The sequence below is a fragment of the Paenibacillus apis genome (assembly GCF_018333295.1).
Classification (GTDB): Bacteria; Bacillota; Bacilli; order Paenibacillales; family Paenibacillaceae; genus Fontibacillus; species Fontibacillus antibioticophila.
In genome coordinates this window covers 332,957-357,329 of sequence record NZ_BORS01000001.1, presented here as the reverse complement: position 1 = coordinate 357,329, position 24,373 = coordinate 332,957, and the positions used below count along the sequence as shown (strand labels likewise).

Annotated in this window: 21 protein-coding genes; 1 reads left to right on the top strand and 20 read right to left on the bottom strand. The window is 52.1% G+C overall.

All coding sequences use genetic code 11. The features are described from left to right. Nucleotides 1–8 precede the first annotated feature (8 nt). The 12 genes from KI362_RS01510 to KI362_RS01455 all read right to left on the bottom strand — a co-directional run bounded on the left by KI362_RS01510 (nucleotide 9) and on the right by KI362_RS01455 (nucleotide 16,677). A complete protein-coding gene (locus KI362_RS01510) occupies nucleotides 9–380 on the bottom strand; it encodes a diacylglycerol kinase family protein (RefSeq protein ID WP_301624347.1) in 372 nt (123 codons plus the stop codon). After that, nucleotides 380–877: an rRNA maturation RNase YbeY gene (gene ybeY, locus KI362_RS01505; RefSeq protein WP_301624345.1), complete on the bottom strand. Its 498-nt coding sequence runs from the start codon at nucleotides 875–877 to the stop codon at nucleotides 380–382. The genes KI362_RS01510 and ybeY overlap by 1 nt, the downstream gene beginning before the upstream one ends. Further along, nucleotides 849–3,143, bottom strand: a complete 2,295-nt coding sequence (locus tag KI362_RS01500; protein WP_301624344.1) for an HD family phosphohydrolase — start codon at nucleotides 3,141–3,143, stop codon at nucleotides 849–851. The genes ybeY and KI362_RS01500 overlap by 29 nt, the downstream gene beginning before the upstream one ends. An 81-nt stretch (nucleotides 3,144–3,224) precedes the next feature. After that, on the bottom strand, nucleotides 3,225–4,199 hold the full coding sequence (locus KI362_RS01495) for a PhoH family protein (protein WP_301624342.1): 975 nt from the start codon (nucleotides 4,197–4,199) through the stop codon (nucleotides 3,225–3,227). 6 nt (nucleotides 4,200–4,205) lie between these two features. Further along, nucleotides 4,206–5,384, bottom strand: a complete 1,179-nt coding sequence (gene yqfD, locus KI362_RS01490) for a sporulation protein YqfD (protein ID WP_301624340.1) — start codon at nucleotides 5,382–5,384, stop codon at nucleotides 4,206–4,208. After that, nucleotides 5,381–5,674 (bottom strand): sporulation protein YqfC, encoded by a 294-nt coding sequence (gene yqfC / locus KI362_RS01485; protein ID WP_301624338.1) that lies wholly within the window; start codon nucleotides 5,672–5,674, stop codon nucleotides 5,381–5,383. Before yqfC ends, yqfD begins: the two co-directional genes overlap by 4 nt. Before the next feature lie 110 nt (nucleotides 5,675–5,784). After that, the gene (locus KI362_RS01480; RefSeq protein ID WP_044479332.1) at nucleotides 5,785–6,228 is read right to left on the bottom strand and encodes a GatB/YqeY domain-containing protein; all 444 of its coding nucleotides are present in this window, start codon (nucleotides 6,226–6,228) and stop codon (nucleotides 5,785–5,787) included. Between the two features lie 15 nt (nucleotides 6,229–6,243). Next, nucleotides 6,244–6,417: a 30S ribosomal protein S21 gene (gene rpsU, locus KI362_RS01475; RefSeq protein ID WP_005547957.1), complete on the bottom strand. Its 174-nt coding sequence runs from the start codon at nucleotides 6,415–6,417 to the stop codon at nucleotides 6,244–6,246. A gap of 134 nt (nucleotides 6,418–6,551) precedes the next feature. Continuing rightward, entirely contained in the window at nucleotides 6,552–6,914 is a 363-nt protein-coding gene (locus KI362_RS01470; RefSeq protein ID WP_301624337.1) for a histidine triad nucleotide-binding protein, read from the bottom strand. 277 nt (nucleotides 6,915–7,191) lie between these two features. Then, entirely contained in the window at nucleotides 7,192–11,166 is a 3,975-nt protein-coding gene (gene addA / locus KI362_RS01465; RefSeq protein WP_301624335.1) for a helicase-exonuclease AddAB subunit AddA, read from the bottom strand. Continuing rightward, nucleotides 11,163–14,702, bottom strand: coding sequence for a helicase-exonuclease AddAB subunit AddB (gene addB / locus KI362_RS01460; RefSeq protein WP_301624333.1), 3,540 nt, complete (start codon nucleotides 14,700–14,702; stop codon nucleotides 11,163–11,165). The genes addA and addB overlap by 4 nt, the downstream gene beginning before the upstream one ends. Nucleotides 14,703–15,306: 604 nt before the next feature. Beyond that, nucleotides 15,307–16,677, bottom strand: a complete 1,371-nt coding sequence (locus KI362_RS01455; protein WP_301624331.1) for a class I SAM-dependent rRNA methyltransferase — start codon at nucleotides 16,675–16,677, stop codon at nucleotides 15,307–15,309. Between the two features lie 162 nt (nucleotides 16,678–16,839). Here KI362_RS01455 and KI362_RS01450 point away from each other — a divergent pair, with 162 nt between their 5' ends. Beyond that, nucleotides 16,840–17,832, top strand: coding sequence for a Na/Pi cotransporter family protein (locus KI362_RS01450; protein ID WP_044479336.1), 993 nt, complete (start codon nucleotides 16,840–16,842; stop codon nucleotides 17,830–17,832). A gap of 4 nt (nucleotides 17,833–17,836) precedes the next feature. Here the strand turns inward: KI362_RS01450 and KI362_RS01445 are convergent, their stop codons facing one another. The 8 genes from KI362_RS01445 to dnaJ all read right to left on the bottom strand — a co-directional run bounded on the left by KI362_RS01445 (nucleotide 17,837) and on the right by dnaJ (nucleotide 24,242). Then, a complete protein-coding gene (locus tag KI362_RS01445; protein ID WP_044479337.1) occupies nucleotides 17,837–18,268 on the bottom strand; it encodes an NUDIX hydrolase in 432 nt (143 codons plus the stop codon). A 138-nt stretch (nucleotides 18,269–18,406) separates the two neighbouring features. Beyond that, nucleotides 18,407–19,750, bottom strand: a complete 1,344-nt coding sequence (gene mtaB / locus KI362_RS01440) for a tRNA (N(6)-L-threonylcarbamoyladenosine(37)-C(2))-methylthiotransferase MtaB (protein ID WP_301624644.1) — start codon at nucleotides 19,748–19,750, stop codon at nucleotides 18,407–18,409. 1 nt (nucleotide 19,751) lies between these two features. After that, the gene (locus KI362_RS01435) at nucleotides 19,752–20,516 is read right to left on the bottom strand and encodes a 16S rRNA (uracil(1498)-N(3))-methyltransferase (RefSeq protein WP_301624642.1); all 765 of its coding nucleotides are present in this window, start codon (nucleotides 20,514–20,516) and stop codon (nucleotides 19,752–19,754) included. Between the two features lie 138 nt (nucleotides 20,517–20,654). Beyond that, entirely contained in the window at nucleotides 20,655–21,341 is a 687-nt protein-coding gene (locus tag KI362_RS01430; protein WP_301624329.1) for a site-2 protease family protein, read from the bottom strand. 4 nt (nucleotides 21,342–21,345) lie between these two features. Beyond that, the gene (gene prmA, locus KI362_RS01425; RefSeq protein ID WP_301624327.1) at nucleotides 21,346–22,314 is read right to left on the bottom strand and encodes a 50S ribosomal protein L11 methyltransferase; all 969 of its coding nucleotides are present in this window, start codon (nucleotides 22,312–22,314) and stop codon (nucleotides 21,346–21,348) included. 99 nt (nucleotides 22,315–22,413) lie between these two features. Beyond that, nucleotides 22,414–22,602: a YfhD family protein gene (locus KI362_RS01420; RefSeq protein WP_301624325.1), complete on the bottom strand. Its 189-nt coding sequence runs from the start codon at nucleotides 22,600–22,602 to the stop codon at nucleotides 22,414–22,416. A gap of 43 nt (nucleotides 22,603–22,645) precedes the next feature. Beyond that, entirely contained in the window at nucleotides 22,646–22,954 is a 309-nt protein-coding gene (locus KI362_RS01415) for a hypothetical protein (RefSeq protein WP_301624323.1), read from the bottom strand. Nucleotides 22,955–23,123: 169 nt separating this feature from the next. Further along, on the bottom strand, nucleotides 23,124–24,242 hold the full coding sequence (gene dnaJ, locus KI362_RS01410) for a molecular chaperone DnaJ (RefSeq protein ID WP_044479344.1): 1,119 nt from the start codon (nucleotides 24,240–24,242) through the stop codon (nucleotides 23,124–23,126). Nucleotides 24,243–24,373 lie beyond the last annotated feature (131 nt).

Here is a 24,373-nt window from a genome sequence, read left to right as displayed (position 1 = left end):
CCGCTGTACTACAGTCCCAGCAATGTCATCACAGGCTTCCAGAACACTAAAAGTCCGATGAAGACGGCAAAAGCCGCGGCGATCAGCACAGCTCCGGCAGAAGCATCCTTGGCTTTCTTCGCCAATTCATGCCACTCCGGTGCTGCCAGATCCACTGCAGCTTCGATCGCAGTATTGATAACTTCGGTTGCAAGAACCAACGCAATGGTCACCAGCAGCAGCGCCATATCTCTTGCGGGCAAACGCAGCAACAGTGCGGCAGTCACCACGACAATTCCGGCAACAACATGAACTTTCATATTACGCTCATGCATCACGGTTTCTCTGATGCCAGACCATGCATCCTGAAACACTCTGCTCCAACTGCGGCGGGGCTTCATTACCGAACCAATCCTACTTGGGCCAGGACCGCTTCCTGTTTTCCCATCATGACCTGTTCGCTGGCGGTATCTTGATGATCATAGCCTAGCAGATGCAGGAATCCATGGACAAACAGGAATCCCAGCTCACGCTCCAGAGAGTGACCGTAGTCTTCACTCTGCGCCTTCGCCCGCTCGACGGAAATGATGATGTCGCCGAGCACGTCGGTCAGCTCGTCCAGTTCTTCACCTTCTTCAAGCTCGTACACGATATCCATTTCCTCATCAAGCGATTCGTTCATGGCAAAGGACAACACATCGGTAGGTCGGTCGATGCCGCGATACTCTTTGTTCAACTCGTGGATAGCCACATCATCCACAAAAGTCAGGTCAACCTCTCCTTCGGCAATGCCCTCCATCTCGGCAGCCGCTTGAAGCAGCTTGTCCAATAGCTCGATCAGACTATCCTCTACCGCCATTTTGTCTTGATCATTGTTCCAAGCCAGTGTTAGGCTCATTCACAGCACTCCCCTTGTCTTTCTCTTCGGTCGCCTTGTTCTTCTTGATTTGATCGGGATATTCAATTCGGGAATGGAAGATTCCCATGACCGTTTCCTTCAATGTCTGGGCAATCAGATCAAGCTCGCGCATCGTCAGATCGCACTCATTAAACTGATGATCATCAAGTCGGCTCTTGATAATCTTCTCAATCATTGTCTCAACCTGCTCCACTGTGGGCTTGCGAAGCGAACGCACAGCAGCTTCTACGCTGTCGGCAATACCGACCACCGCCGCCTCTTTGGATTGGGCCTTCGGACCAGGATAGCGAAAGTCGTTCTCTGTGAAGTCCGGTTCCAGACCTTGCTCCTCAGCCTGCGAGAGCGCTTTGTGATAGAAATAGTGCAGAAATGTCGTGCCGTGATGCTGCTCCGCGATGTCGCGAATCGGCTTCGGCAGCTTATATTCCTTCTGCATGTCCACCCCGTCCCGGGCGTGGGCAATAATGATTGATTTACTAAGTTTAGGATCTATAAAATCATGCGGATTCTCCATATTATTCTGGTTCTCGATGAAGTAGCCCGGGCGTTTCGTCTTGCCGATATCGTGATAATAGGAGCCTACCCGGCAGAGCAGACCATCTGCTCCGATCGCTTCAGCAGCAGCCTCGGACAAATTCCCGACCATGACGCTATGATGATACGTTCCCGGTGTCTCGGTCAGCAGCTTCCGAAGCAGCGGATGATTGGGATTGGACAGTTCTACCAGCTTCAGGGCAGACAGGATGCCGAATGTGACCTCGAAGAATGGCATTAATCCGATAACCAGTATCGTAGTCAACAAGCCTCCGGCAATGGCAAAGCCGATGGCAAGCAGTGTATCGCCATTCTCGGCCCAGCCGTTGTTATGAATGACAATCAGCGAGAAGACGGCCAAGGACCCAAAGAGGCAAATCATGATCCCTGCCTTAAGCAGGGTTGACCGCTGGCTGGCCTTGTGAATAGCAAAGATGGAAGCATAAGAAATGACCAATGCAAACAGCCCGAATTCAAAGTCAAAGATTTGTCCCTGATGAACATTTAGAATAATACTTGCCATAATGCTCAACAGAATGGAGCAGGTATAAGCCAAGGACAAGTCGATCAGCAAGGTGATCAGCATGGCTCCCGTCGCTACCGGCGCCAAATAACCCATATAAGGACGCTGTTCATTTTGCAGGATAGAAGTAATATGTAGTGATAACAGCGTGATAAGCAGAATCAGCAGCAGCATAACAAATTGCGAATTATTGTACTTAAAACGGTTTACCCCTTGGGATTGACGCATAAACAGGATCAGACCGGTCGCCATCAAGGCAGACAGCAGGATAAGCCCCAACTGCGGCCAGTAATTAACCTCATCCTTTAACAGCCCATTTTTCTCCAGCAGACTATACATTTCCTCGGAAATTTTTTCGCCCTTTTGAATCAGAACATCCCCTTGCTTGATATAAACTGTAGGGGTATTCTCTCTGGCCTCTACCTTCGCGGCTTTAGTCGCTTCATCATCGAAAAATTTATTCGCGGTGATCGCCAGTCTTGCGAGCTCCTGTACAACCTCACGGGAGGTCCGTTTGCTTAGCGAGCTGGTGCTGACCATTTCCGCCACTTTCGCCCGGGCGGTCTGCGCGTCGACAATCTGGTCTGTCATCAATCTGGCCACGATATCGGCAGCTACCGGCTTCATTTCGTTAATATCCTCCGCCGTCAGACGGGGAATTTTAATGAAGGTCTCCTCGGAAATGGAATATTGCTGTTCATCCACCTTACGGGTAACTTCCTCGAACAGCGTCGCTGAATAAGCACTGTTCGAGCGATTATTCATAATAAAGTTTTGCACGTGGTCCTTCACACGCTGCGGAAGCTCTTCACGATAAATATTGATTTTATCATCGGTCGATACCTGATCATCCTGATTCAACCGGGAGATGCGATCAAGCAATTGCCCGACCAGCGCCTCGTTGCGAAGCGGCAGGATAGAATAAATCTGTCCCACTTTCTCGGCTGCCTCTTCTTGCGCCTTCAGTGTAGCCTTTGTATTCGGTATATCCATAGGGGATAATATTTCTTTGTCCGCCGGCAGGCCTACGGCAATGTCGTAAGTCTCCGGCAACAGCTTGGGCGACATACTCAAATACAGCATGACAATAAGGGCGCCATACAGTACATACCGTACTGAGGAGCTGTATTTCCAGCCTGCCGTCTTGGATTGGAGCTTGCTCTTTCCCTGCTGATTGCTTGAAGTCATAGAGACAGCCCTCCCGCAAATTGATAAACCCAAAGCAGCCTTACCCGAATGATCTCCGGGTAAAGGCCTCCGGGAATTGACTTACTGACCTTGCTGCTCCGCAGCCCGGTCATACGCGACAATAATTTTCTGAACCAAGGAATGCCTTACAACATCCGAATCATCGAAATGAACAAACCCGATTTCCTCAATCTGTTCCAGAATCTTTCCCGCTTCAACCAGGCCGGACTTTTTGCCGCGCGGCAAATCGATCTGTGTTACATCTCCTGTAATGACCATCTTCGAGCCAAAGCCGAGACGGGTCAGAAACATCTTCATTTGTTCAGGGGTTGTATTCTGGGCCTCATCCAAAATAATAAAGGAATCGTCCAATGTACGCCCGCGCATATAAGCTAACGGTGCAATCTCAATCAGTCCCCGCTCCAGCGCCTTGGCTGTCTGGTCAGGACCCATGACATCATATAAGGCATCATAGAGCGGCCGCAAGTAAGGATCTACCTTCTCCTGCAGGTCTCCAGGAAGAAAGCCCAGACTTTCCCCGGCTTCCACAGCAGGACGGGTCAGGATGATCCGCTTGACCGCACCTTCCTTCAAGGCTGTTATCGCCATAACAACGGCAAGATAGGTCTTCCCTGTTCCTGCGGGTCCGATACCGAACACAATGTACCGCTTCCGGATTGTCGTGACATAATGCTTCTGACCAATCGTCTTGACCCGAAGCGGCTTGCCGCGATAGGTGACCGCAATTACTCCCTTATATAAATCAAGCAATTGATCCGCGCGAAAATCCTTCGCCAGATCAATCGCATAGAGCACATCCCGTTCGGTTAGAATATACCCGTTCCGGATTAATTCAAGTAATACCTCGAACAATTGCTTGGTTTTCTCTACTTCCTGTTCTTCACCGCGAACAGAAATCTCCGATTCACGAAGCGCAATAGTTGCATGTATTCTCTGCTCGGTCAACTTCAGAAAGACATCCTGCGGACCGAAGAGCGCCAAACCTTCCGATGCATTCTGGAGCGGTATTTTTATGCTGTACAGTTGTTCTGACAAATAGACTCATTCTCCTTGATCATATACTATCGGGAGTTCTTCCGCGATGGATTGTTCCACTTCAAAAAGCACTTTCATATAAACTTTACCATTGTCTGTCTTCTCATGCAAAATTTTTTGATTCAAAATCGTAGTGTCAGCGCCGTTTTTAGCCAAAATATCTTCTTTTGCCCGTTCGATCCCATCGGCGGAAGCCTTCTCCTCGCTCAGCTTGAATTCGAGCACTGCCGTCTCCTGAATCTTTTCGCTCATCCAGCCGATCGGGAGCTTGAAGCTTCTCCAGGTCAAGGGATCAAACTCAGTGGTAACCCGGGACGATTCAAACCCCGCATTGCCGTATCCGGTCAACTGGATTGCTGTCCGTCCAAAGTACAGGTAGCCGCGCTCCTTTTCTTCCCCAGTAAATACATTCTGCTTGCGAATAAGCGGAACTTCAATATTGTATTCATGCCATACATTAGCCCGAATTTGTCCCTTTGACACAACAGCTTTTCCGCCTTGATATCCGGACACCAGGATTTGCCCCTTTTTAACCCGGTCATGCTTTTTCACCTCAGGCTGTCCCTTTTCCGCATAAATGAACGTAATGACCCCATCGGCCTTACTGACCAAATGACTCGGGCTGACAAGCTTCTTCTCCGGCTCGGTCGCCTCTACTATTTGAATATGGACCTTGGTTCCGGTTCGTGATACACCGACCCAGGAGATTCCTTTGAGCTTGCGGCTCAGACCGGCTGACAGCTTGTCCTGTGAAGGCAGCGCAAAGGTCCACTGAAAAGGATACAACCCCTCTTCCTTCGCAGCAAGCAGGATATCCTGCTTCGCTATCTTATCATTGCCTGTTACCTCGATATCCCATACCATTCTGGTTAAGCTAAAAAGAACAGCCGCGAAGAGAATAAATCCGGCGGCAAACCACTTGCGGCGCCAGAAACGAAGCAGCATGAACGGCAGCCCAAACCGCTCCTTCACGGAAACCCGGCAGCCTGTCCGCTTTAACAGCGGGCGAAGCGCAAAAAAGCTGTCTACCTTCATACACAGCTCCATTTTCCGGTCATTATTCGGCTTGATATCCCAGATATGGATTCCCGCAGCGTTCACCTCATTAATGAAGCCTTCGATGTCTCCCCCACGAACAACGACCGTTATAGCCCCGCTCCACTTTGTCAATATCGATGATCTCATGAAGATCCCTCCGCTTCACGATAGTTGATACCGTTGATTTTTCCTTCAACCACAATTTCTTCAGGCATGATTTCCCTGATCAGCAATCCGCTTCCATATACCTCCAAGGTCCCTTCCTTTGTGCGCAAATGAAGGGCCTCGGGGGAAAAGTGCATAATACCGCGGTGGTTTTCTATGTATAACTGCCTGCCGCCAACCCAGGTGAGCCTTGGCAAATCAAACACAAGATCATTCGGAAGATCCAGAGCTTCGACCGTCCATTTCCGTATTTTGCGAATCATCCGGCTCATACTGAGGCAAACCTCCTTCTTTTACTTTACACAGTATGCTAGGAGCGGCTTATTTATGAAAAACAGAAAAAACACCCTCTACCAAAGTAGAGGGTGTTGCTGTGATCTAACTATTGCAGAAACTGTTGAACTGCCTGATTAACGAGCTTGCCGTCTGCCCGGCCTTTGACCTTAGGCATTAGCGCGCTCATTACCTTCCCGATATCGGCTTTCGAAGTAGCACCGGTTTCCTGGATGGTCTGCTGTACGATAACTTTAATTTCATCTTCGTTCAGCTGTTCGGGAAGATACTCGGCAATAATCTCGGCTTCCGCCTTAACATTTGCGGCAAGATCGTCACGACCTGCTTTTTCAAATTCTTGGAGGGCATCTTTGCGCTGTTTGATTTCACGACTTAGGATATCAAGCACTTCACTATCGTCCAAAGTTCTTTTCAAATCTATTTCAAGATTTTTAATCGTAGCACGAACCATTCGAATGGTGGAGAGTTTGAACTTGTCTTGACTCTTCATCGCTTGCTTCATATCTTCGTTCAATCGCTCGCTAAGACTCATGGTAGCAATTTCCTCCTAAAACTTTCTTTTACGAGCAGCCTCAGACTTTTTCTTGCGCTTTACGCTTGGCTTTTCATAATGCTTGCGTTTCTTCACCTCAGCCAATACGCCATCTTTAGCGATTGAGCGCTTAAAGCGACGAAGTGCAGCATCAATTGTCTCGTTTTTGCGAACTTTAGTTTCAGACACCAGTTTTCCCTCCCTCCGACCAGACCGTCCAAGAGCCTAACACGGTTCATCAAACTTCATTATAGGGGAAAAATAAATAGGGTGTCAACCTGAGCACCCTATTTTTAATATATGGAAGAAGAATGTTTTCTTCATCAAGCGTGCGAGCTGGAATGTTGGACTAAAGCGCCTAACTTCGTCCCGCCAAGCAGGTGGTAGTGGATATGGTAGACCGCTTGTCCGCTGTCAGGCCCGCAGTTATTAATCAGACGATAACCGGACTCCGCTACGCCAAGCTTCTTTGCCGCTTCCTTCGCGACCAAATGCAGGTCGCCAAGAAGCGCCGCATCCTCTTGCTCCACATCGTTCATCGTAGCGATATGCTTCTTGGGGATAATCAGTACATGTGTCGGTGCCGCGGGCTCAATATCGTGGAATACAAGAAAGCGGTCGTCTTCATATACTTTATTTGACGGAATCGAGCCTTCCGCAATTTTACAAAACAAGCAGTTCTCCATAGGTAAGCCTCCATGATCATATAGTTTTCTCTATCATACAAAAAAATGGCAAAAAAAAGAAGCACCCTAGCGTACTCAGCGAGTTCGCTTCTCGCACGGACGTATTGGACCGAAAATAAAAATTCTCTGTCAGCAATACGTCCGTCGGGGTGCTTGCAAAATTGATGTCGGCTAACTGTAGTATAACAGCGGGTTGATACTGTATCTGTGATCAACATCACTTATTTTTACTTTGTGAAGAAAATAGCATCTGAAGCTTGGACATCATTATTACGTCTTACAGCTGAACGGCATCCCCGCTATCGAGGAAAAACAGCCACTTCTCATCGACAGGCATACCCGTAATTTTCTCCAATGCTTCTGCATACAGCTCGAGCTGGAAGCGGTAGCTCTCGGTCAGGGCAGCGACGCCGCCGCGGTGCGGAAGCACCTTGTCACTCTTGTAATCCAGTAGAATTACCCGTCCGTCCACCTGGAACAGACAGTCGATAACTCCCTGTACCAGTACAGTCTCTTCTCCTTCATTAGGCTCCAGTTCCTTATTGCCTTGCGGTTGCAGCTGATGCAAACGGCGGTGCGCCCGGGAAGCCGGCAAACCAAAGCTGAAGGGCATTTCACGCCGGATCCAGTCGGCTTGTCTCAGCGCCATTCCGAGCGGACTATTTCGGAACTGAATAATATATTCGAGGTTAATTCCTGAAATCTGCTCCGAAGTCATAATCTGGCGTTCTACCAGTTGATTCAGCAAGGAACGCAGACTCTCTGCCGTTTCTTCCCCTTCAAAAGAAATATGCTGCATCAAGGTATGATAGGCTGTTCCACGCTCGGTGGGTGTGAGTCTATTCTGTTCCATAAACCTTGGTCTTCGCAGATGCAGCTGGAATTCCGGCAAAGAAGGCTCGCTGTCCTCTGCGGAAAGTACAGGCGACGGTGTCAAAATATCCACAGCCGGGGACTCGTGGGAATTCAGAGCTTCGTAGGACTTCAGCTCCGTGACGGTGGTCTTCGCCGGAAGTATCGTATCCTCATGATAAGGATACGACCAGCTTAAGGCAGCCTTCACTTGCTCGTCTGCCTCCTTGTTCACATGATGAAGCCAGAACGGGGCTTCGTCGGATAATAACCGATCTAGGGCCGAATATTCCCCCGGCATGAACGGCTGATCTGAAGGAGCTGCTGTCCCGTCCGCCAGCTCAGCTGTGGCCGCAGCCTCCTGGTGATCAATTGCAGCATGGGCAGAATCCGAATCCGTTAAACCGGATTCCGCCCGGATCAGCCATTCGGACGCGGTATCAGCCAGCACGCCGGAAGCTGTCTCCGGCAAGCCTGCCCAGCGGCACAATTCAACTGCCGAAGGGGTACGGATCAGCGAAGGGCCGATCCAATCCAGATAGGAGCGGGCACCTGCAAGCAAATAATCCGGCAGCTGCTCCTCGCGGATATCCATCACTGAGCCCCAGTCTTCAATTGTCTTGCTTAAGTCTTTTACAGCAGATATCAGGATCAGTTTGTCTTTGGGACGGGTGAGGGCCACATACAACACTCTCATCTCCTCCGCTAACAATTCCATTAACGCTCGTCTTCGAATCGCCAGATTCGGCAGCATCGGATAGCTGACTCTTCTGATGCTATCCACGAGCTTCGGACCAAACCCCAACTCCTTATGAATGAGGAAGCGGGCATTCAAATCCTGCCGATTGAACATTTTGGATAAGCCGGCGACAAAGACGACCGGAAATTCCAGTCCTTTGCTCTTATGAATCGTCATGATCTGCACAGCTTGCTCCAGTGATCCGGAAGCCGATGCCGCACCCAGATCTCCGCCGTTCTCGCGCAGCCGCTCCAGATATCTGAGGAATCGGAATAGTCCGCGCGATGAGGTCGCCTTCTCATAGGCAATAGCCCGATCATGCAGTGCTTGGAGATTGGCCTGCCGCAGATGTCCGCCGGGAAGCCCCAATGCCCAATCCTGGAGACCTGTATCCCGATAGATTGCACGGATCAGGTGCCCAAGATCGCCCTCACTGGCCAGGTTGCGCCAGTCATCCAGCTGTTCCAAAAATAATTTTAACTTATCCAGGGCTGTCGCATCCATCTGGTCCCCCGAAGCCGCAGAGAGAACAGCCTCATAGAAGCTGCCGCTCGGCAAGGTCAGACGAACCTGTGCAAGCTCTTCTTCGCTCAATCCAAAGACAGGCGAGCGCAGCACGGCCGCAAGCGGAATATCCTGCAAAGGATTGTCTATAACCTGCAGCAAGCTTAACATCGTCTCCACTTCGGACGCCTGAAAATACCCCTGATTCAGTTCACCGTATGCAGGTATCCCTTCTATTCGAAGCTCTTCGATCATGATGGGTGCCCATGACAAGGTAGAACGAAGCAGAATGACCATATCTCTGTATTCGGCAGGACGCAGCCGCTTAAGCTGCTTGTCATAGACCTGCAGCGGAGGCAGTCCGGTCTGCCCGGTCAATTCGCGAATTCGCCGGGCAATTGCCCGCGCCTCCAGCCGAACGGCCTCCGGTTCGACTTCATTTTCTTCTATGCTCTTGTCATTTGATCCGCTGACTGGCGATCCTGTGTTTGTGAGATCGCCAGCCGCTTCTTCGGACGAGGAGGAGGCTGAAGCCTTCCGATCCAGCAGCAACAGCTCTGGCCGGTAATCACTGCCTTCGTTCAGATTCTCGTAGCCTTCTCCATACACCAGCTCCGCCCTGTTATCATAGGCGATTTCCGCCACACCTTCATTCATGATCTGCCGGAACAGCAAATTAACCGCATCGACAACCTCTCGTCTGCTGCGAAAGTTCCTGGCCAGATCAATTCGTAATCCGGAGCCGGTGAAGTCACCGCCATAGCTGCGGTATTTCTCCAGGAACAGCCCTGGCTCCGCCAGACGAAAGCGATAGATGCTCTGTTTCACATCACCAACCATAAACCGGTTGCCCGGAGACTGCCGTGCAATGAGACGCACGATATCCTCCTGAACCGTATTTGTATCCTGATATTCATCAAGCAGCACTTCCTCATACTGGAGCTGATACTCCCTTGCAGCCTCGGAAGGCATCGTCATTGCCGGCGTCGAATCGGGATGCCGCAAAATTTGCAGGCAGTAATGCTCCAGATCGGAAAAATCAAGCCAGCCGCGCTCCGTCTTCTCCTTCTTGTAACGTTCTCCGAATTCAATGACCAGCTCAGCCAGCCCTTCCATTAGCGGAGCGGCAAGGTAGAGCTCCTCCAAGTAATCCTGAAGCGAGCGGGAAAATAACTGTCCGCGTAGTTCGGTTACAGATTTTTTGACATCGTCCCGCAGCCTTTTTACCCGTTCCTGCAAATCAGGATCTGTCTGATCCTTCTTGCAAGGCTTCAGCTTGCCGAAGCCTGCTCCAAGGAATCTTTCTTGCAGCCCAGTCCATCCATCAGCTTCCGAAGCTGCCGCCTGCAGGCTGGCGATGAGAGCCATATCCTCCCGCAGCGTATCCGCATAAGGGGCTGGCCCGCCGGGAGACAAAGCCAGCGCTGCAGCCTGTCGAAGCACATCGGCAGCGCCGTCCAGAATAATCAAAGCATCCTTCAGCAGGCTCGACAGCCAGCCGCTGCCCTCCAGCTCGGCCAGATCAGCCGGACGAAACGCAGCTGCAGCCTGACGCAGCCAGTGCTCGGGCCAGGATTGACTACGGGAAAATTCATACAGCTTCTGAACGAGCACGAACACCTCAGCATCGCTGCGCTCTCCGCTAAACCAATCTACCAGTGTTAGAAAGTCGCCGCCCTCCTCCTCTTCGGCATACTTTTCCTCGAACAGGCCCTCCAGCACTTCCTGGCGAAGCAATACGGCCTCACTCTCTGACGCAATCCGGAAGCCGGGATCAAGCGGAATAAGCGTGTAATGCCGCTGAATCACTTCCATGCAAAAGGAATGAAGCGTGGTGATCGAGGCTCGGCCAAGCATGGCCAGCTGCCGGGACAAATGCTCGCTTCCCGGGTCACGCTCCAGCTCCCGCTCTAATGCCTCGCGGATGCGCTGCCTCATTTCCGAGGCTGCAGCTTTGGTGAAGGTTGCTACCAGCAGCCTGTCTACACTTAAGGGCTGGTCGGCAGCCGCCAGCTTGCGGATAATCCGTTCTACTAGCACAGCCGTCTTTCCTGAGCCGGCTGCAGCGGCAACCAGCATATCCCCACCGGAGAGAGAGATCGCATTCCACTGATCATCACTCCAGTAGCTATCTTGAGGCTTCGGTATCCTATTCATTGGCCCTGCTCCTCCTCTCTTCCGGGTTGTCCAAGCATGCTCCAAAGCTCTTCCTTGCCCGGCTTGTTAAGCACTTTATAGCTGCCGTCCAGCCCTTCATCAAACCGGCACACCGGTTTGAACTGGCAATAAGCACATGCTGTTTCTGCCGCTATTTTATACGGGGTTATTTGAACCTCGCCATCCGTAATTCGGGTTCCGATATCCACAACCTTATGACGCACAGAGCTTAATAGGCCCTGCCATTGCTCCAGCGTTGCTACGGAGGCCGTGCTATAGAAGCTGCCATCGCTTTTGACGGCTACAGGCAGTATGTCCGAATACCCCTTCTCTAGCTGCCCGTCCATCCGGGCAATGACCTCGCGATCTGCAAGCAGCAGGCCTTTCATTTTGAACCGTTTCAGCATTTCGCTGTAGGCTTCCTCTTCACTAAGTCCGTTACTGCTCTGAAGCAATGGATTATGGACATGAAAATACAACGTTCCAGCCGGAAGCGCCGGCCGGCCGAGCCACATTTCCGCCGAGCTGAGCAACACATCCAGATAGGTCAGCATCTGCAGGGATAGTCCGTAATACACCTCATGCAGCTTCAAATCCGTCTGGCTGGATTTATAATCAATAACCCGAAGCAGCACGCCTTCTTCCCCTTCGGACATATCGACCCGGTCGATTCGTCCTACAATCTCCATCACGCAGCCGTTTGGAAGCTCAAAGGTCAGCGGCGGAAGCGGACGGCCCGGGCCAAAATCGAGCTCGAGTCCGATGGGCTCGAAGCTGCCTCTTCGAGACTGCTCGCCGAGGATAACCGATGCCCGGCCAACAATTTGCTTTAACTTGCGTTTGATATAGCCATAACGCTTCGTACTGAGCAGAATCTCACCCTGGAGCTTGGGAGCGAGGCGCTCCACGACTGCATCCGCCTCTTGAAGACACTCCTCCGGAGTCAGACTTCCCCAGCTGCGGCCTTGCTCCTTAAAGGTGACTGCCAGTTGGCTGAGGGCCGAGTGGAATAACTGTCCAATATCCGGAGCCTTGAGCCGATACAGCTGACGTTCCTTAAGCCTTAGACCGTGGGAAGCAAAATGAGAAAACGGACAAGCCGAAAACTTCTCCATCCGCGACACACTTGTCCGCAGCACTTTGCCATACAGCTTCCTGCTCGTCGCTGGAGCCAGGCTGTATGCGCGGTTGCGATAATCGAGCGAGCCTACGAGCCTTCTCAACACGCCGCTCCATTCCGGCGATTGATTGTACCAATCCAGCGCGCTCCACCATACCGCCGAGACAGGCTGGCCGGTACGCCACGCACGAAGCTGACTGATCAAGCGCGGCAAAGTAGGCGCAGGACTGCTTATATAATTTAGCGCAAGCATCTCAGCATCATCCAGCACGGGCTCGTCCTCAATCTTGCGCTCCTGAAGCATGCCTCCGGGGAAGATCGCTTTGATCTGGCGGATCACTTCGGATGGAAGCAAGGGCTTGCCCTCCTCATCTGCCTGCGGATAACTAAGCCATAAAGAGCGGCTTGCCGAAGATAGCGCGCTATAAATGAGGAATCGCTCATCAAGCAACCTGCGCGTCAGCCCCGGCGCCAGCTCTAATCCAAGCTCGCCAAGCAGGCTGCGCTCCCGGTCACTCAGCAATCCCTCTTCCTGAATCCCTGCAGGCATAATACCTTCGTTAACTCCGAGCAGAAAAACATGCAGCGCACGACGTGTACGGGTCCGATCCGTACTTCCAATCAGAACCTGATCCAATGCGGGAGGCACCAGTCCCAGACTGAGCGATTTGATTCCTGTCTCCAGCACCCCTGCAAATGCTTCAGGCGCGAGCTTCTCTTCCCCCATCATCTCGACAATCTGATCAAGCAAATCCAGCAGCGCCCCCCATAATTGACGATGCTCTGCCGCCTGCTGCGGCCGTCCCTTCTCCAGTGCTTGATGCGCCAGAAGATCAAGCCGGTCCGCTGCCGCGATTGCCTCAAGCAGTCCATAAACGGCGAGACACATCTCTCGTGCCGTCTTGGCCTGCTTAAGCGCCTTGTCAAAGGCTGCAAGCGGCGTGACGACCGCATTCCGGCAGCGTTCGAGCAGCTTCAGCTTATCCGCAGCGGCACTGGTTCGTCTCTCCTCTGTTTCCTCCAACGATTCGCTCGGTTTAGGCTTCCACGGACGACCATCTGTCCAGCGGTAACCCTGAATGCCGCTGGCAAGCACGTAGTTCTCCAATTCGTCCATATCTTCCCGGGTCAGACTATGATCCGCAGGCAGCAAAAATCCGGTTTTCACACTGCGAAATACATCCTCATACCTCCAGAATTTCAGCACAATGTCCAGAGAAGCCCTGATAAATTCAATCAAAGGATGATGAAGCAAGCTTTGCTTCTTGTCCGTAAAATAAGGAATTCCATAATCCTCAAATATCGGCCCCATCACCTGTGCATAGTCATCGATATTCCGTACAAAAACAGCAATATCTCTATACCTGACGCCTTCCTCACGAACAAGTCGGAGGATTTGCCTAGCGGCTCCATCGACTTCAATCCGCCGGCTGCCGGCATTTAACAGAACAACGTCCTGCTCCAATCCTTGCAGAGGCCGTGCGCCCTGCCAAGGCTTTCTTCGTTCGTAAGCCTCCTCGAGATAGGCGAGTGCTTCACTGCCCCGAAACCGCGGGTACGGACGTGAATTCAAGGTGATGGTCGGCTGTATCTCCGCACCCACCGCTTCCGCCAGCTCCCGAAGCTTGATATAGGTGGAGGCTGTTGCATGGAATATATTCAATTCATGAGGCTGTGCACCATCATCATAGGATCGATCCAGCGTCAACGCTACAGTGACGGAATCAACCGTCTTCAGCAATTCACCAAGCGCCTTATATTCACCAGGGGTAAACGAATGAAATCCGTCAATCCACAGCCTGGCCCCACGCAAATAAGCCGAGTCCTTCGCTCCTTCGGCCAGCTTGACAACATGGTCCTCTGCATCGATGTACAGCCCGGACAGCTCGGCATCAAATTCACGGTACAGCAGGCTCAAATCATGCAGCTTGTCTTGTAATAACGCGTTCTCTCCCTGAGTAACCGGAGCCGATGTCAGCGCCTCTCGATAGCTGCTTAAAAGGTTGAAGTCGGCTTGATGCTTCTTCAGCTCGGTATAAAGCGAATTTAACTCATCAATCAGTCCGAGCTGATCACCGCCCTTCCCATATAAACGCAATGCGTCTTTGTGTCTTCGCATAATTTTATAAAGTAGCATCTTCTTGCCTTCATCACTGATCGGAACCAACGCAGCCCCGCCAGTCTCCTGCATAACCCGGAGAGCAAGCCGGCGAAAGCCGAGCACCTGCAATCGAACCGTGCCGGAGATGCCGGGAGCATTCAAAATCGCCTGTTCAATTTGAAATGTCCCTTGTTCCGGAGCAAGCAGAATCATTGGAGGGCCTGTCGGATCCTCGCGCAGCTGTGATGTGATATCCTCCAGAATTTGATGGCTCTTGCCGCTTCCGGAACGGCCGATGATCAATTGCAATGACATGAAGCTGCCTCCCTTGTAGTGACGGTGTACCTGCCCGTTCGTTTTTCTAACTGTAAATCAGTATAACATACCTTCATCGGATAGGAATATACGTTCCCTCTTCCTGTAAGCTGTCATTGCTGCGTACTTGCAGGAAAAATGTGCAGTAGCGGGGAGACAGTTAAATATCGGAGGGCGAAGTAGAGGGGCAACGTGTGAAGTATGCCTACGATCGCTGTTGTTCGCGGATTTCTATGATTTGACTAAGTTCTAACAAGGGGGAAATCCGCTCACAAAGGCGAACGCCTACGCTTCTACAGCACACTTCACACTTATGCTCTGACTACTTCGCCTTTGCTGTTTAACTGCTATTGCAGTTAGCACGTGCCTGCGCCGTAAACTGCACTGCATTAAGCTTGCTATCTGCGGCAGGCGAGCAGGAAAGTGTGCAAAGCATAGGGCAGTTAAACATCGGAGGGCGAGAGGGGCAACGCGGCAAAATCATTGGTTGGTTTTATATTGGCGGTTGCTGCGCACTTGCACGAAACTGCGGCGATGGATACAAAAAGAGAGCGCCCGACGGATTCGCGATCATCGGAGCACTCTCTTTGCTAATCACCTATGGTTAAAACTGCTTGCTTCTTACCTCAAAAATGGCGAACTTCAGATAATGGCCTTCGTCCACGCCAAGAATCTGCGGGTGATCCTTGCCGGCAGCGCGCCATTCTACAAGGCGCAGAATCTTGCCCGCGTCAGCGGCCGCCTCTTGAATCGTCTCCAGAAAAAGATCAGGGCGCATATGGTATGAGCAGCTGGCAGTCACCAGATAGCCGCCCTCATTCACCAGCTTCATGCCGTGCAGATTGATATCCTTATATCCTCTGCATGCGCCCTTGACCGCTCCTCGCGTCTTGGCAAAGGCGGGCGGATCCAGGATGACGACATCCCAGGTTCTGCCGCCTCCGGCCGTCATCGGCACCGAGGTGTCCGCCTTAACGCTTCCCGCTGCCCGAAGGCTCCGCTCATTCAAGCCTTTAACCTGGCTGCGCAAATATTCAAACGCATCGGCAACCACAAATTCGACGCGATCCTCGAAGCCGTTCAGCTCCACATTTTGGCGGGCACTCTCAATCGCATGCTCGGAAATGTCCAGACAGGTGACCTTTTTGGCGCCGTATTTGCAAGCATGAAGCGTGAAGCTGCCCGTATGCGAGAAGCACTCCAGCACGGTTGCCCCGTCCCAATAAGGAAATGTGACCTCCTTGCCATTCCGGTTGACTGGAGCGGTACGCACGGATCCGTCCTCATTAGGGACCTCTTGGAGCTCAATCCCGCTCTTTGCTCCCCAGCCGGTCATAAGCGGGGCTATTGACGCCCGGTTCTCGCGCTGGTCAAAGAAGTAACCGGTCTTCTGTCCTTGCTCAATGTCAACTGAAATGAGCAGGCCGTTCTCTTTTACCGTCACAAAGCGAGGCGGATTGCCGTAGATCGGCCCCTTGACCTGCTCCAGCCCCTCCATTTCCCGGATCGGCACATCGCTGCGTTCATATATCCCTGCAGGGTTCATGACCGAGACAAGCGCTTCTATGATACTGTCCCTGCAACGATCCATGCCGAGGGTCAAAATTTGTACCACAAGCACCTCGCCGAACCGGTCTACAATCAGGCCCGGCAGGAAATCCGCTTCTCCATAGACCAGACGATACGCATCGTCCGCCACAAAGCGGTTTCGGTGCAGCAGACACTCCCGGAATCTGCGCTCGAAAAAAGCGGTATCCATCTCCTCCAATTCCAGATACGATACAGCACGCACCGTAATCTGCGAGGCAGGATTGTAATAGCCCGTCGCCAGAAAACGCTGGCGATGGTCCATGATCCGCACCAGACTCCCCGGCTGCGGGTCCCCTTCCACCCGTTCAATCTCATTGTTGTAAATCCAGGGATGCCCCTGCTCCAACCTTTTCTTTCGAGCTTTATGCAAAATTACCGATGCCACATGCTTCAACTCCGTTCATCCTACTTCAAATCTGATTCTGATAAGCCGCCGTCTTCCTTCCTGCTGCTGCCACCGGGGTAACCGTATCCGACACGGGTGAGCATGCAGCCCTAACCACGATCATAAGCTTAGATATAACTTGTACATCCAGGAGGTATTTCCTTGGTACGCGACATCATTTTTCCTGTAACGTTCGGTCTGGCCCTTTTCCTGTTCGGAATGAAGTTAATGGAGGCCTCGCTGCAGGCCTGGGCAGGTCCCCGGCTCATAGCCGGACTCCGGACCTCGACTAAGACACCCTTGACCGGTATGCTGTCCAGCACTGTCGTTACGGCCTTGCTTCAGAGCAGTACTGCCGTGACCGTGATGACCATCGGGCTCGTAAATGCCGGCCTGCTCAGTTACGCGCGCACACTGGGAATCATTCTAGGGGGCAATATCGGCACCTGTCTGACCACTGAGCTGATCGCCTTGAATATATCACGCTGGGGCCCTGCGCTGGCCGTAGGCTCTATTATCCTATGGATCGCTAGCGTCTTGACGGAAGAGCTTTCGCCGCGAGCCGCGATTGCCGCCTGGAGCCACCTACTTCGCCCGCTGCAGCTTGGCGCGCTGGTGCTCCTTGGCTTCAGCCTGATCCTGATTGCCATCGCCTGGATGCAATCGATAGGTCCCGCGCTGGAGGCGCGCGGGGTCATCGACTGGCTGCTCGGCCATGCCGGAGACAGCCTGCTGTGGGGCGCTGCGGCAGGCGCGGTCATCACCGCGCTTATTCACAGCAGCGCCGCCGCCATTGCGATGACCATGGGGCTCACCGCCACCGGCGTACTTCCGGTGCCGTTCGGGATCGCTATGGTCATCGGCGCCAATGTGGGGACCTGCGTCACGGCCGTGATCGCCGCCATCGGCGGCACAAGGTCCGGCCGGTTTGTGGCCTGGTCCCACGTATTGCTCAATGTTGCCGGCGCTGTACTGTTCCTGCCGCTCACCCCGCTGCTGGCTGAGGCAAGCGCCTGGATCTCATCCGATCCGGCGGCACAGATCGCGCATTCCCAGACCATTTTCAATGTTGTCTGCTCTATACTGGCCCTGCCCGTCTGTTATCTGCCCTTGTGGAGCAGGCTGGACAAGAACATGGTTCCACCCGGGGCATAGGCAGCTAGAGCTGAACGCCGAGCATAACCAGCGCCTTTTCCAGAATAAAATCATTATTATCATAGCCAAATTTCATCTGATTCTCCAAAGCCTCTGCCGGAGAGTACCAGTCGACACTGCGAATCTCCTCCAGTTGGGGCTTCAGCTCTCCGCTCTGATACTCCACCAGATAATAATGCACTTCTTTATTCACCGCTCCATACGCCGGATGCCGGTAGGTATAAGCAATAATGTCGATCAGCTCTTTGATCCGGCCGTTGACGCCCGTTTCCTCTTTGATCTCACGAAGAGCCGTCTGCTCTACGGTCTCACCAGGTTCCCGTTTGCCCTTGGCATACGAAATCCGGCCGTAGCGATCCCGAATCAACTGAATCCGCAGCTCGCCCGCTTCCCGCCAATACACAATGCCTCCTGCGGATATTTCTGTCTCCGGCATCTCTGCTCCCTCCTGGCCTTACCTGACTCCAGAGCCATACCGGCCCTGGGCCCTGATTGGCAACAAGGACTTCAGCCCGCCTGGGCTGAAATCCCTGTAAAATTCAACTTATATATATCCTAATTACACAAAATCCACTTAAGCCAAAGCTTGCGTAATGGCTTGATCCATCACACGCACGAGACGGCCTTCGCTTGTGTTAGCGTCCGCTTTCGTTACCTGAACACGGCACAGCTTGCCGGTCAGGTCCTGCGATCCTTCAAAACAAATCTGCAGATAGTTATCGCTGAAGCCCGCCACATAGCCAGTGCCCCAAGCCCCTTTTTCATCGCGCTCCGGGATGACCTCAAGCACTTGACCAACGAATTTCTCCGCATAGGAAAGCTGCATTTGCTCGGAAAGGTCGATCAATTGCTGAACTCTGGCATTTTTAACTTCCTCATCAACCTGATCTTCCATCCGCGCTGCCGGGGTTCCGGTTCGTTTGGAGTAAGGAAATACATGCATCTCGGAGAAGCCGATGCGCTTGATGGCCTCAAAGCCTTCATTGAACAGCTCGTCAGTCTCGCCCGGGAAGCCGACGATCAAATCGGTTGTAATCGCCACCTCCGGCATGAAGGCACGGATCTTCGCAATCTTTTCCTCAAATTCTTCAATGGTGTATTTCCGTCTCATCCGCTTGAGAACCTCGTTGCTTCCGGCCTGAAGCGGGATGTGGAAGTGACGGCACATCTTGGACGAATGCTTGAGCACCTCAAGCATCCGGTCATCGATCTGACTCGCTTCAATGGAGCTGATCCGGATCCGCCCCAGACCTTCAATCTTATCAAGCTCCCATAACAAATCGGCAAGACTGAAATCCTCCAGATCATCGCCGTATCCGCCGGTATGGATGCCCGTCAACACAATTTCATTATAGCCTGCGGCTACCAGCTGCTTGGCCTGGGCTACAACGTTCTTCGGATCACGGCTTCGCGACAATCCGCGCGACCAGGGAATAATACAGAACGTACAGAAGTTGTTGCAGCCCTCCTGAATTTTGAGAAAGGCCCGGGTATGATCCGCAAAGCCAGGCACATCAAGCTCTTCAAACTGCCGGGTCTTCATGATATTGCGGACAGCATTAATCGGACGACGCTGGGCTTGCAATTCCTTCACATAAGGAATGATTTTGTCGCGATCCTGCGTACCGACAACGAGATCCACGCCCGGGATATCCAGGATTTCTGCAGGCGAGGTCTGGGCGTAGCAGCCCGTTACTGCCACAATTGCATCCGGATTTCTGCGAATGGCGCGGCGAATAATCTGCCGGCTCTTCTTATCCCCGGTATTCGTCACCGTACATGTATTGATCAGATATACATCGGCGGTCTGTTCAAAGTCCACCTGTTCATAGCCTTCATTTTTAAACATCTGCCAGATCGCTTCTGTATCATAGAAATTGACCTTGCAGCCCACAGTATAAAATGCAACGGATGCCACGTTACATCCCCCCCATTTCTCCAGATTCATACATGATGCATGTCAGGGCAGCCATTCCCGCTGTCTCCGTTCTTAAAATCCGTCTGCCAAGCGAAGTGGATACGGCTCCCGCTTCCTCCGCCTCCTGAATTTCCCGTTCCGAAAATCCGCCTTCCGGACCAACCACGACGGCAACACGGCACTTGTTCTCCCGCGGTGTCGCTTCAACCATGGGGCGAAGCACATCTCTAAGCCCGCCGCCATCTTCCTTCTCATAGCAGATGCATACAAGATCATAGGTATCCAATCGACGGAGCAGTTCCTTCCATGAGATTGGAGTCTCTACGGCTGGAACTACACTGCGGTGTGATTGCTCAGCCGCTTCCTTGGCGATTTTACGCCACCGGGCTATCCGCTTTTCTTCCTTCTTGCCATCATACTGTACGACAGTCCGTTCCGAGATAAAGGGCAGAAATCCATCTGCGCCAATTTCCGTGCATTTTTGAATGACCGTCTCCATTTTGTCGCCCTTCGGCAGGCTCTGGACAAGTGTGACTTTTATCCAAGGCTCGCCTTTCTGCTCAAGCATTTCAAGGATCTCCGCAGACACTGTCTCCGGCTCCAAGGATACAATTTTGACAAGGGCATCCCGGGAGGCACCGTCACTGACGATGAACTGATCGCCCGGTTTGGATCTCATAACTTTGCTTATATGGCGGGCGTCTTCACCTGTGATTGTCACAGAACGCTCTCCGAATTGATCGGGCCCAATAAAGTACCGCTGCATAATCACCATTCCTTGCACAAAATAAACCAAAATACATCATACAACTTTTATTTTCCGGATTCCAGTGGCGGTTTTAGGGAGAACTCCGAACTGCCCCCTTAAGCTCAAATTCAAAAAGTCGGCTTTTTGAACGACCTCTTAAGCGCCGAACAGAACACGGAAGAAGATCAGAAAATGCTCCGCCAGCGCATTTGCCGCTCCGTACAACGGCACTATAGTATAGAGCCGAAATGTAGGCACTACCAGAATAATTAAGAAAACCAGGATCGACCATTGCTCAAATCGGTGCAGGATGCCAAGCATCCGGCGCGGCACCAGATCTTCGACGATCCGGTAACCGTCCAGCGGCGGCAAAGGAATAAGGTTGAACAGACACAGAAAGAAGTTCATGACGATAAAAGTGCTGAAAAAGATATGAATCGCCTGCTGCAACTTATCCTCTACCATAAATGGAGATACCGCTCCGAACTGCAAAAGCGCTGCATAGATCACCGAGCCGAGCACGGCCAGCAACAAATTGCTCAGCGGGCCGGCAACCGAGACGATAATGCCCATTAAACGGGGCTTATCGAAGTTATCGCGATTGACCGGAACCGGTCTAGCCCAGCCGAAGCCTGCTATCAACAGCAGGACAATACCGAAGAAATCAAAGTGAACCGTCGGATTAAGGGTAACCCTTCCAAGCATCTTGGCTGTAGGGTCACCGAACCGATAAGCAAAATAGGCATGAGAAAATTCATGGACTGTAAATGCAATCAGCAATGTGACCAGGTAGAACGGCAACTCGCTGATTGGCACATACAAGAGTTTATTTAGAAACTCCATTTATTTACCTCTTTCTCGCTACAAAGGCAACCCAATCCTCTTCACGGGCTGTCTGCGTGATCTCAAAACCGGCAGCAAGCAGCGCGTCTTGCACAGCCTGCTCCTTGTTCTTATAAATACCTGAAGCAATATAAATTCCGCCTGACTCAAGCGCTTCATAGACATCCTCAATGAACAGCAAAATGATTTCGGCCAAGATGTTGGCAACCACAACGCGAACCGGCAGCTTCACAGATATCGGGGTGCTCACACCTTGCTTCAATACCGACAGCAGATCGCTTTCCACAACCTGAATCCGATCTTCCAGGCCGTTCAATCTTGTGTTCTCCGCGGCACTGGAGACAGCTACAGGATCCAGATCCAGCGCCAGCACCCGGGAAGCACCTAATCTGCATGCGCCTATGGCAAGAATTCCGGAACCGGTGCCGACATCTATAACTTCGTCTCCCGGCTGTATTACACCTTCTAATGTGCGTAAGCACAACGATGTCGTAGGATGCGTGCCTGTGCCGAAGGCCATACCCGGATCAAGCTCAATAATCTGCTCTTGATCCGATTGCGGCGTGTACTCTTCCCAGGTCGGCTTGATGGTCAAGCGATCGGACACCTTTAGCGGCTTGAAATATTGCTTCCAGTTATTCGCCCAATCATCCTCGTCCACCTCTCTGATGGAGTAGACAGGCTGTCCGGGATCAATGTCATATTCCCGAAGCTCTTCAACCCTCAGCTTGATCTGTTCTGCCACCTCATCCAAGGCAATTCCTTCCGGAAAATAGCCAAGAATCTTCGCCTCTCCCTCCGGAATGTCGTTCGGAGGAATTTCGAACCATTGGCCGAGCGAGGTGTCGCGGGGCTTGCTATTATCGACATGCTCTTCTATCGTAACGCCGCCTGCACCTGCCTCATGCAGAAAGTTGGTGATCATCTCCACAGCTTCTTCGGTAGTATGTATTGTAAGTTCATTCCATTTCATCGTAAGTTTTCCTCCTTGAAATCATGCATAAGGTTTATTGTACTATAGACCGGGACATTATCGCAAAAAAAAGCCGGGCATCAGCACCCGGCGCTTTCATTACAATTTTCGCTTTCCTTCCTGTCGAGCATTTGCCCGTTCACTGCGCTCCAAGGCTTCCCAGTCCTCCTGATCTGCCAGGTCGTCGGAAAATTCAACGTCTTCATTATATCCTCCGGACAAATTATTCAGGCGTCTATCAGCCGATCCCCTTTTCGTACGCCGATCCTCTGAACTAAATTTGGACATCTTGTACCTTCCCCCTTCACAGATTTGAGTTGCTTGCTAAAGGCTATAGCAATCCGTCCAGATCCTCAATCAGCCGCAATGCCTGATGATGAATGCCTTCATCCACGACGGCGGTAAGCAGGATATCCCTTCCGGTTGGCCCTCCTTGTCCGCCATGACTCATGCCGCTTGAAGCCGGATCAGCAGCGCTAAGAACCCCTAAGGAGTCTCCGAACTCAACAGAGTATTCTTCTCCATAACGGCTGATGCGATCGATCGATACATCCGCCGCTCTTAACGCACGGAGCTTGGCAGCTGCTTCACCGGCTTCCTCAGGGCTTTTGAAATACGCTAGAATATTTTTCTCGCCCATACCGCATTCTGTCCTTCCTTCAATAATGAACAGAACCTTACAAGGTTCCTCGAGGATTAGGATGAGTATCTGGATAAGTATTTATCCTCTGAAAATAAAAAAGAGCGGCCCGGCGTCATCTTGCGATGTCCGGGCAGCCCTCATGCCGCTATAGGCCTATCCTGTTAAATTAATCCCCGCGGAAAGCCCGCTTCATACGGTCGAAGAACGACTGTTCATGCTCATGCGTGAATTCCCCATCGAGCGAAGCGAATTGGCGCAGCAATTCCTTCTGCTCCTCGTTGAGCTTGCTAGGTGTGACCACCACAACCTTGACATGCTGATCCCCTTGACCGATGCCGCGCAGCTTAGGCACCCCTTTGCCCTTAAGGCGGAAGTAGGTTCCCGTCTGTGTACCGGCAGGAATCTTCAGCTTGACCTTCTCCGTCAAGGTCGGAATTTCGATCTCATCGCCTAGTGCAGCCTGGGCAAAGGTCAGCGGAATCTCACAATAAATATCGTCGCCTTCCCGATCGAAGAAATCATGAGATTTCACACGGATAATGATATATAGATCGCCGGCCGGACCTCCGCGCAGCCCGCCTTCACCCTCTCCGGCCATCCGAAGCTGAGCGCCGTCATCCACGCCCGCCGGAATGCGGACATGAATCTTCCGCTGTTTCTTGACCTTGCCGTTACCACCGCAGGTGGTGCACTTCTCCCTGATAATTTGTCCTCTACCGCCGCAGTTAGAGCATGCACGGCGGTTAACCATACGGCCAAACGGCGTATTCTGCACGACCTCCTGTTGGCCTGAACCATGACAGACAGAACAAGTCTCAGGCCGGGTGCCCGGCTTTGCTCCGCTCCCGTTACAAGTATCGCAATTCTCAGTCCGGGGAATCGTGATATCTGTCTCTTTGCCGAATACGGCTTCCTTGAATTCGATGGTCATCGTATACTGCAGATCATTACCTCGCTGCGGAGCATTCGGATCACGCCGATTCCCTCCGCCGCCGAAGAACATATCGAAAATATCGCCAAAACCGCCGAAATCGCCGGAAAAGCCTCCGCCCATCCCCTGGTTAGGATCGACATGCCCATATTGATCATATTGCGCCCGTTTGCCGGAATCACTCAGCACATCGTAGGCTTCCTTCACTTCCTTGAACTTTGCCTCCGCGTCATCCGCCTTGTTCACATCCGGATGATACTGCCGTGCCAGCTTTCGGTAAGCCTTCTTGATCTCTTCCTCGGAAGCTGACTTGCCGAGGCCCAGCACCTCGTAATAGTCCCGTTTCTCTGCCATCCTTCCACCCCCATACTTGACTTGAAGCCCTGCTGTAAAGACCGGCCCTTAATCCGGCAAAAGGAAAGTCAAAGCGCAGGCTTACCTGCACTTTGACCTCCCCAGCTCACCCAAGTCTATTTACTCTATGC

Coding starts and splice junctions, on each gene's coding strand:
- KI362_RS01510 (WP_301624347.1), bottom strand. CDS start 380: ATGAAGCCCCGCCGCAGTTGGAGCAGAGTGTTTCAGGATGCATGGTCT.
- ybeY (WP_301624345.1), bottom strand. CDS start 877: ATGAGCCTAACACTGGCTTGGAACAATGATCAAGACAAAATGGCGGTA.
- KI362_RS01500 (WP_301624344.1), bottom strand. CDS start 3,143: ATGACTTCAAGCAATCAGCAGGGAAAGAGCAAGCTCCAATCCAAGACG.
- yqfD (WP_301624340.1), bottom strand. CDS start 5,384: ATGAGATCATCGATATTGACAAAGTGGAGCGGGGCTATAACGGTCGTT.
- yqfC (WP_301624338.1), bottom strand. CDS start 5,674: ATGAGCCGGATGATTCGCAAAATACGGAAATGGACGGTCGAAGCTCTG.
- KI362_RS01480 (WP_044479332.1), bottom strand. CDS start 6,228: ATGAGTCTTAGCGAGCGATTGAACGAAGATATGAAGCAAGCGATGAAG.
- KI362_RS01470 (WP_301624337.1), bottom strand. CDS start 6,914: ATGGAGAACTGCTTGTTTTGTAAAATTGCGGAAGGCTCGATTCCGTCA.
- addA (WP_301624335.1), bottom strand. CDS start 11,166: ATGAATAGGATACCGAAGCCTCAAGATAGCTACTGGAGTGATGATCAG.
- addB (WP_301624333.1), bottom strand. CDS start 14,702: ATGTCATTGCAATTGATCATCGGCCGTTCCGGAAGCGGCAAGAGCCAT.
- KI362_RS01445 (WP_044479337.1), bottom strand. CDS start 18,268: ATGCCGGAGACAGAAATATCCGCAGGAGGCATTGTGTATTGGCGGGAA.
- KI362_RS01435 (WP_301624642.1), bottom strand. CDS start 20,516: ATGCAGCGGTACTTTATTGGGCCCGATCAATTCGGAGAGCGTTCTGTG.
- KI362_RS01430 (WP_301624329.1), bottom strand. CDS start 21,341: ATGGAGTTTCTAAATAAACTCTTGTATGTGCCAATCAGCGAGTTGCCG.
- prmA (WP_301624327.1), bottom strand. CDS start 22,314: ATGAAATGGAATGAACTTACAATACATACTACCGAAGAAGCTGTGGAG.
- KI362_RS01420 (WP_301624325.1), bottom strand. CDS start 22,602: ATGTCCAAATTTAGTTCAGAGGATCGGCGTACGAAAAGGGGATCGGCT.
- KI362_RS01415 (WP_301624323.1), bottom strand. CDS start 22,954: ATGGGCGAGAAAAATATTCTAGCGTATTTCAAAAGCCCTGAGGAAGCC.
- dnaJ (WP_044479344.1), bottom strand. CDS start 24,242: ATGGCAGAGAAACGGGACTATTACGAGGTGCTGGGCCTCGGCAAGTCA.